This window comes from Mesotoga sp. UBA5825 (assembly GCF_002432955.1).
Lineage (GTDB): Bacteria > Thermotogota > Thermotogae > Petrotogales > Kosmotogaceae > Mesotoga.
The window spans coordinates 1-8,607 of sequence record NZ_DJHG01000090.1 but is presented as its reverse complement, the minus strand read 5'-3'; the positions used below and the strand labels follow the sequence as shown (position 1 = coordinate 8,607).

Here is an 8,607-nt window from a genome sequence, read left to right as displayed (position 1 = left end):
AATAGACCTCCAGAGAGGCGATGAGGTAAGTGAAGAAGATTTGGCGGAGTTGAACAAGAATCCTAAGATCAATCTCTTTGGGTGGAGGTATTTGCCTAATCTCGGAAAGGGCGGAGCTACCTTGAGTCATGCAACTCTCTATCCTCAGGAGGCCGTTTTCAAACAGATGTGGAATGGTACCGGCACGGTCGAATGGATCGGCCTAACATATGAGCAGCACCCATTGCAGTCAAGAATCATAAGGTCACTGAAGGCTTTGCCGATCAAAAAGATTACATCCGCGGCAATGGCAAAAGGAATAATTAAGTTGAATGTTGGCGATTCCAGGATACTTCCATAGGATATGAGAGGAGGAGGAGGAAATGAACGGATACTTTGAGAAGAAAGTGGCTGTAGTTACCGGAGCGGCTTCAGGAATAGGGCTTGGTATGACCGAAGAGATGCTTTCCAGGGGGGCAACGACTGTTTTTATGGCCGACGTTAATCAGGACAATCTCGATAGAGAAGCTAAGAGATTGAATTCGAAATACGCCGGTGAAGCTGTACCTTTTCTTACTGACGTCACAAAGGAAGATCAGGTTGAGAAGCTAATCATGTCTGCCAAGAAGAATGCAGGACATCTTGACTTCGTCTTCAACAACGCAGGGATCGGAATGACAATCCCGACCGAGATGGTGACTTTCGAAATCTGGAAAAAGGTTGTGGATATCAATCTCTGGGGAGTGATCTACGGGACCTACCATGCCATACCGATCATGAGAGAGCAAAAATCCGGCCATATTGTAAACACAGCTTCTATAGCAGGGTTGGTTCCGCTTCCATATCAAGCACTGTATGCAAGTACAAAGAGCGCAGTGAAAACCATGACGGAAAGCCTTTATTACGAGCTCTCTTACGAGGGTCTTAAATTCAGTGTTGTATGCCCGGGAAATGTGCGTACGGCTATATTTGGCGAGCTGACTCCCCCGCCGGATTCAGTGTCCGTTGAAGATGCGGTGAACTACATATTTGAGAAGATGGAAGAGGGAGATTTGCTGATTGTCTTCCCGCAGAGCATCCGAGATGCCGAACTGGCCTACAGAACAGACCGAGAGAAGTTCGACAAGCTCGCGTTTGATATGGCCGCAGAACGCCTTGAGAACTACAGAACCAAAGGAACCTACTATTGATCGGAATGAATGCCCATGAAACTGACAAAAGTATTTAGCGAATCGGAGCTTTCTCTGGAAGTTGTAATATTGATGATAGCCGGGCTCATTCTTCTCATTACTGGCATGCTGCTCTTCCCTGTTGCTACAGGCGGCCTACCCTACTATGAGAATGGTCTTTACGGTCTTCTGTTGGTGATGTTCTCGCTGCAGATAATTTCAATGGGGAAAACGCCCTTTGGTGACTTGAAACGATCAAAGCTCGTCGTGGCTGCAGGAATTATCATTGGTGGAATTGGAACGATAACTTGTTTCATTCCAGATGCCTTCAACGATATCCCCAGGCTTCTGCTATTCCTTTTCTTTGGCCCCGGAGGAGCTTTTCTGCTTGTTCAGATGGTTCTGTCAAAGGATAAGCTCAGAGCATGGTCCGAATATGGGGGGATCTTCCGACATTTGATAGCTGGATGTACGGTGGCATACGTTTCATCGATTCTCATATCGATACTCCTGTGGAACCAGAGTCTTCTAAGTGTTCAGATGACGGCGATCTTGGTTCTGATCTATGGAGCCGCCATTGTATATCTTTCTTTTGTTCTGAGAAAGATATACAGCACTTACCCACAAGAACAGAAAAGGAAAGACAAAGAAGTAGAACTACCTATGGACAGGGCGATGATTCTATTCACAAGTGTCTTCATGATAATTCTTGGTGTGCTGTTGATTCCGGTAAATCTCGGGCTTCTGCCTTTTTCGGGAAGTGCCCAGCTTGGTTTGCTGATGATGATTTTCGCTATCCAGATGATTGCCTCGGGAAGCACCCCGATAGGAGTCTTTCCAAGATCGCTGCCTGTGATCTTGATCGGGTTTTTATTTGCATCCCTTGGAACTGTATCGTGCATTATCCCGGAGATCTTGGTCTATCCGCTCACCCTGCTTGTCGGTGTCCTGAATATTTTGGGAGGGGCGATTTCAATAGGCAAGTTCCTTGGTCGGCAGGCGAGCGGAACGGGTGGAGGAGGCAGTAAGATACCCGGTATACTTGTTAAGCTGACCGTCGCCCAGCTCACTCTTAATGTTCTTGCAATCACATTTGGATTATCAATGCTGATTTCTCATCTCTTGCCGGGATTGGTTATTGGCGTGGTCTTGGCGGCTAATGGAGCTGTGCTTCTGTACTTACTTCACGTTCTGTTCGTTATAGATAGAATACAAAAGGAGGTGGAACCCGGAAAATCGACATAGTTTGGATCAAATCCACAGATAAACGCTGAGAAACGCCACCTATTTACCATGACTGTTTCTGAAAACAAGTCTTCACTGAGAGCTACCCTGATCTTTGAAAGGATTTTGGGAGCCGGATTCTGTGTACTTCACAGGTCTTCGTTTATCGCAGTTGCTTGCTCCAAGAATCCTCTGTCTAATCTGGGGCTAAGGCTTTTTCTTCCCTCAGTCGAAGCAATAACGATTTCACCCTCTTCACTTGAACCACGAAGGATTCAAGTCTGCTTTCGACGGTCGGAGTGAATGGGTTTCCGTCAGACTCAAAGAAGAGTGTCGGGATATTGCCGGCAAGATCAAAGACCTCTCTTTTGAGCTTGTTCGAGTTTCTCCTTTGGTGATCTAGTCCTCTTTCTGCAATGGCTTCTGCAATCCTGGTCGGCATACATCCAAATGGGCCTATAGAAATGACTCCGTCATATCTGTCTATCGATTCGAACAAGACGGCTCCTAGAGTGAGGACTGCTTCTCCTGTAAGCTTGGGGTTCAGAAAGTCCTTTGAGACATCTACCATACCTTCAATATCAACTAAGTGCGCTCTGTAAAGCCCACTTTTTTCGAGGACTTTTTTGACTCGCTTTTCTATAGATCGCTTTACAACAATTTCAACATGTTTCAACCCTCTCTTCAACGGTCCAAGCTCTGTTGGTACATATTTCTTCAGCAATATGTAGTCCAGATAGTAGATCCACTCTTCAATTGGTGAAGCATGCATAATTATTCCATTATCTGCAAAGAACAACTCGAGTGATTTTCTGGAGAACTCGTCGTTTCTAACGTATATCTCCCCTGAAAGCAGAACTTTTGGTGTCGTTTCGAAATCGCTCTTTAGAGGGATCCTTGAGATCTTCTCGCAGATTGTCTCCAATTTTCTGATTACTTCACCATATGAATCGCGTCTCAAGCTCTCACGAAGAATCTCGCGAGCTTCTCTGGATGCTTCGATAGCCTCGTCTCTATTTGAGGCTAGCGTAAGAAGGGCATTTTCAACATTACAGAACTCGTCAGCCATGATCATGCTTGTCCATATTCTCAGTTTAGTTTGAAGGCCCATGCCCGCATAACCGTTCTCAGAATTGAGGGAGAACAGTAGAACATTGCTTGCATTGTTCTTGTCCAGCCAAAGATCTATGTAAGTACTGTACTGACCAAATCGGCAGGGGCCGCGAGTATCAGGCATGAAGTACATTATTACGCTTTTGTCGTCCTTGTTTTCCTCAAGGTAGCGAATAAGGCTTCCTAGAGTCAGGTGAAAAGGCAAACATTCCTTGGATAATGAGTTGGATTTTCCCAGCTGAAACTCTAATTCTGTCGGTCTCGGGAGAACGTGAGTGTTGATGCCGACCTTTTCGAAGGCAGCAGCCATGAGCTGAGCTGCAAACTCGCCCATGGTAGGGACGATTACTTTGACCGAAGGATCTGTAATGGGAATGTGTCTTCCGTCCTGCAGCTCTATGCTGAATGTCCCGTTATTCGTTATCAGTTTCGGTCTCTTCGCCCGTTTGCTTTCTACTGGCTCCGCGTTCCTTTCTATGGAGCTTCTAACTACATCGGCGAAGGCTTCGATCCTGGTCTCCACTCCGGCATCCGATGTATGACTATCCAGTTCCAGAATCAGGGATGGCTTTTTCCCCATAATGTCTCTAAAGAAGGAGATCAAAAATGAGTCAGGTCCGCAGCTGAAGTTGGTTATGTAGAGTGCGAAGAGCTTTGGATTATTTTTTACATATCTGGCCGCCTTTAGGTTCATCTCACCCCATGCCCAGTACATTTTCTCATGTGACCTTTCGTTTTCATAAGGGAGAGCGTCAAAAGTCACTACAGGAATTCCGCGTGAAGCAAGTTTTTCCGGGATTCCCATGTTGGCGTCACTGGAAAAGGCATTGTATGATCGGCCGAAGATCACGACACCGAAATCCGATCTCGCGACGTTTTCAAGAAACCTGTTCCCAATCTCCTTTATCCTTATAACGCTATCTTCGTAGGATTCTACTCCATTGGAAAAAGCGTTCAAAGCTTCTTCGCGGTTCCTTCCCAGTGACTTCGCAAGTAAGACGAACTTCTCTTTCTCTTTTTCGAAGCCCTGCGAAAAATCGAAGAAATCTGTCAAAATCCTTTTCGACCCGAGCTCCTCAAAACTCCCCATTAGCCAGTCCGGTTCGCTCTGCACAAATGGGCAGAACACCGAGTTTTCAACGGAGTTCGCAACCTCTAAACCCTTGACTGCTGGAATGAAGAAATAGTCGGGATTCATCTCCAAAAGATCATACATATAACCATGTGACAGTTCGACTGGAAAACAGAATTCCGATTTCTTTCTATCCCAGCCTCTGGGGTCGGACTTTTCCGGTACGACGATTTTAAACCCTAGACTTCTGAAGAAATTTGAGAAGAGAGGGAAGAGAGTATTCATAGAGAGAGACTTGCTGATTCCTATAGTCTCGATGCCCTTTTCGTCTGACCGTTCAAAGACTATCTTCTCTCTATCGGTAGTATATATGTATTCGTTTCTGTTTATGGGAAGGTTAAGACGAACATTTTCATACTTGTTGCAAGCACCGCCGAAGGGAAACTTCTTCCCTCCAACTTCAATTATGCGGATCGGACACTTTCTGTCGCATTTCTCTGCTCCACCGTCACAAATGAAGGTATTGAGATAGCGCACTTCTTTTGAGATCAAGTCAACCAGCTCAAAGCGTTCTTCTTCCAATTGGCCTTGTTCAAGCTTTTCCTTAACCATGAGTGATACACCAAATGCGCCCATGAGTCCGGGATGAGGTGGGACGATTATCTCCTTCCCAGTAACTGCCGCCATTGCCACGGGGACAGCACGATTGAGACATACGCCTCCCTGCATAAAGACCTTTTTCCCAACCGGTCTCATAGCTTTCACTCTGTTTGTGTAGTTCAGACAGATAGAGTAAACCAGGCCGGCGCAGATATCTTCTCTGGAGATGCCTTCGTTAATCGCAGTCTTAATATCGCTGCTGATAAAGGCCGCACACTGATCGCTGAAGTTTGGTGGAGATTGCCCTTTAAGCGCATAGTCTCCAATCTCTCTGTAATCTATGTTCAGAGATTCCTTTGCAGATTCTTCGAGAAATGACCCCGTACCCGCAGAACAGGCTTCGTTCATTGCATAATCCAGGGCAACCCCATTGGATAAGAAAGTGTATTTGGCATCCTGACCGCCAATCTCAAATATCGTGTCGACTTCTCTATCAAAGAATGAGGCAGCCCTTGCGTGAGCCATGATCTCATTGTAAACGGCACTCGTCTCGCAGAAAAGGCCAACTATCTTTCTTCCAGAACCTGTAACCCCGAGACCAATTATTTCGACAGGAACATCGAGCGAAGCACGAATCTCTTCAAGACACTGGCGTGTAGCGTTTATTGGATCTCCCATAGTCCTGAGATATGAACTAGCAAGAATGGTATTGTCCTTGGTTCTCATAACAACCGCCTTGGTTGTAGTTGAGCCAACGTCTATACCGAGAATGCAAGAATCACCGTCTTCAGCTGTCTCGAAAGGCATCTCCTTGAAATCGACCATGTCTACAAACTTTGAAAGGGGCTCATTCTTGGGGAAAGTCATTATACCTTCCTTGAAGACAGTCTCTTTATCTATCTCGATTTCTTCGAGAGCACTGGCATGTAGATAAGCGCCGAAGGCCTCAAAGAAGAGAGCCTCATCAGGTATGGTAATTTCCGCGATTTCTTTCAAGTGATTCAGCACAAGCCGGTTTTTTGTTACTCCACCAACTAGAAGTATCTTCTTTACACCAGCCCTGTGCATGAGCTCACCGATCTTGTCGGACATGACCTTTCCAAGACCATTGAGAACCGATTCTTTAGGTGTTCCCTTGTTAAGAGCATGAGTACAATCGCTCTTGCAAAACACGGTACACCTGGAAGAAAGCTCGTAAATCTCGTTTGTTTCCACTGCGTTTGCTGTATCCAGTTCGACATCCATTCGCTTTAGTTGCTGGAGAAAGAACTCTCCAGTTCCTGAAGCGCATTTGCTTCCTGTGAAGACGGCTGTGATGTTTCCCTTATCGTTTAGCTTATACAGCGTGAAATTCTCTCCGCCCACGCTCACAATTGCCTCATGATCTCCGTACTTGCTTTTCAGTTCTTTGTAGGCAAATTCAGTGGCTTCAACTTCGGGGATTTGGGGAAGATTCAACAGCCTTCTTCCTTTCTTTCCAGTTACTACGACTACTCCTCTTTCAAGGATTTCCGGAAGAAAGCTTTTGAGTACTCTTAGTGGATTTCCTTCATGCAAAAGCCTTCTGGGAGTTTGACCATCATACCAGGAAATAGTGCTTGAGCCTATGCAAAGTCCAGCTCTATCCAATTGACTCGCCCCGGGGCTTTGAAAACGCTACATAAGATGTTAGAAGCATACTGATTAATGATAGCACGTATAATTCTATTTAGTTTAACGCTCCGAAAAATCATTACTGCGTTTGTACGGTCTCAACTCAGAGATTGGCTCACTTAATAGCAAAAGCTAATTATGATAGTCGGGCTGGCATTCATTCCTATATTCTGACTTTATTACTCCAGGAGGACAGTATAGAGGATCAAGGGCTCTTGGTGAAGGCAGGTACATTCTCAAGGACAAAGAAAAAGGTCCATTGGGCGCGGGGAGCCAGTTGCTTTCGAGATCAGGGCCTGGCGAATCATGCTGGATATAGATGTCGAGAGACCCGTCATCGTTGTATGACAATCTTGACCGATCACCTATTGAGTATCTGTTAATTGGATTAGGCACCATGAACTGGTCTTCATCGTAGATTGTGATGGACCAGAATCCACCCGGTCCAACGGGTGGAATTTCGTTGCTTTCAAAATGGATCAGGTAATTGTACCTTGAGCCATCATAAGATTCTCCATCGGCATCTGCATAACTTATTGGATAGTAGGTTTCCTCAAGATCGCTCCCATAGAGACCCATGTAAGCGGCCGAAGCTCGAATCTCATACTTACCCTGCATCTGGTTTCGATTACCGAAGACTCGCTTTGTGAGACTCCAGCCATTCTTAGTAGTTCCCAGCAGTTCACCCGGTCTGAGAATAACTTCCATGGCATCTTCAATCCCTTGCTCAATTGCAGCCCGTATTTCGGAATTAAGATCTGCTTCGTCAAACGGAAGATTCGGTCCGATTCCAATAAGGCTGAATCTTTCGATCAAGGCTTTCTCAGATGGATGAATTTCTAGCTGACCTAGAAGGAAGTTCAGATAGTAGATAAAACCGGCCGACTCGGCTCGTTCCTGTCTGAAGACCGGAAAAGTGTCTGTTCTTACAGATTTAGGGGCTTCATAACCAAGAAAGGAACTCAGGGGCTGGATTAGAAAGCTTTTTTGAATTTTGCGTATCGCATCAATCTCACCGGATATCTCTGGGTTTATTGAAATCCTTGCTAGACACAAGACAAAGTTTCCTTCGCTGGTGAATACTTCATCAATGCTCTCGGGAACTTCTACTAATGACTTCGGACCGGTGATCAAGAAAGTCCTTGCCCCGCAACCGGTGGTTCTCGTTCCTGCATATGCGAAGTTATGAGTATACATGTCGACAAACTGTAAGGAGTAGTATCTTTCGCAAATAGCAGGTATCTGAATTATGATTGGTTCAGCTCTCAAATCAAGCCATGCAGCCGAGAACACTGTATCGTTGTTCGGGCGGACAATCTCTCTGAATTCAGGCCCAAGCAAACCTTTGCTATGCTTGAACCGGTTGAACGCATCTGGTATCACGGCCTGCAGAGTCATTGTTCGGAAATTCTCAAGCATTGGATAAGCGAAAATATACGCCTGTCGTGCGATTTCCCTTGCTTCGTCGCAGTTGTTCGTTGCCGGAGTCGATCCTGCGCCTAAGAAAGCGAACAAGAACACAACCACAGACAGCAGGGTAATTAACTTCTTAAGATCCATCTTCGAATCCCCCATGTGAACTACCTGGTGTTGCAAATGGAAGTGGTCATACCAAGTACGATTATGAGCTCTATGAATGGTCTGTTTTCACATCACTTTATGCTAATCACATTATACCTGTATAAGATACAGAAAACGGGACATAGATTCTCCCGCTTATCTGACTGTATATTGGGCGAAATTGTTTGGGCAAGTAACAGATCGGAGTAATCAACTGTTAATTGCTTTGGCTTTACC

The 8,607-nt window shown here is 45.5% G+C and carries 4 protein-coding genes and 1 pseudogene; 3 read left to right on the top strand and 2 right to left on the bottom strand.

The genetic code is table 11. From position 1 onward, the window contains the following. The 3 genes and pseudogenes from B3N33_RS09065 to B3N33_RS09055 form a co-directional block, all read left to right on the top strand. Positions 1 to 340: pseudogene (locus B3N33_RS09065) on the top strand (acetoacetate decarboxylase); the annotation flags it as partial. Positions 341 to 362: 22 nt separating this feature from the next. Then, on the top strand, positions 363 to 1,169 hold the full coding sequence (locus tag B3N33_RS09060; RefSeq protein WP_102818731.1) for an SDR family NAD(P)-dependent oxidoreductase: 807 nt from the start codon (positions 363 to 365) through the stop codon (positions 1,167 to 1,169). 15 nt (positions 1,170 to 1,184) lie between these two features. Then, positions 1,185 to 2,393, top strand: a complete 1,209-nt coding sequence (locus tag B3N33_RS09055) for a hypothetical protein (protein WP_292593078.1) — start codon at positions 1,185 to 1,187, stop codon at positions 2,391 to 2,393. A gap of 175 nt (positions 2,394 to 2,568) precedes the next feature. Here the strand turns inward: B3N33_RS09055 and B3N33_RS09050 are convergent, their stop codons facing one another. Further along, on the bottom strand, positions 2,569 to 6,786 hold the full coding sequence (locus B3N33_RS09050; RefSeq protein ID WP_292590743.1) for an acyl-CoA dehydratase activase: 4,218 nt from the start codon (positions 6,784 to 6,786) through the stop codon (positions 2,569 to 2,571). Positions 6,787 to 6,942: 156 nt separating this feature from the next. Beyond that, positions 6,943 to 8,370: a DUF1254 domain-containing protein gene (locus B3N33_RS09045; RefSeq protein WP_292590742.1), complete on the bottom strand. Its 1,428-nt coding sequence runs from the start codon at positions 8,368 to 8,370 to the stop codon at positions 6,943 to 6,945. Between the last annotated feature and the right edge of the window lie 237 nt (positions 8,371 to 8,607).

Excerpts from the sequence above, each read along its gene's own strand:
- B3N33_RS09060 (WP_102818731.1), top strand. The coding sequence starts at position 363 with ATGAACGGATACTTTGAGAAGAAAGTGGCTGTAGTTACCGGAGCGGCT.
- B3N33_RS09055 (WP_292593078.1), top strand. The coding sequence starts at position 1,185 with ATGAAACTGACAAAAGTATTTAGCGAATCGGAGCTTTCTCTGGAAGTT.
- B3N33_RS09045 (WP_292590742.1), bottom strand. The coding sequence starts at position 8,370 with ATGGATCTTAAGAAGTTAATTACCCTGCTGTCTGTGGTTGTGTTCTTG.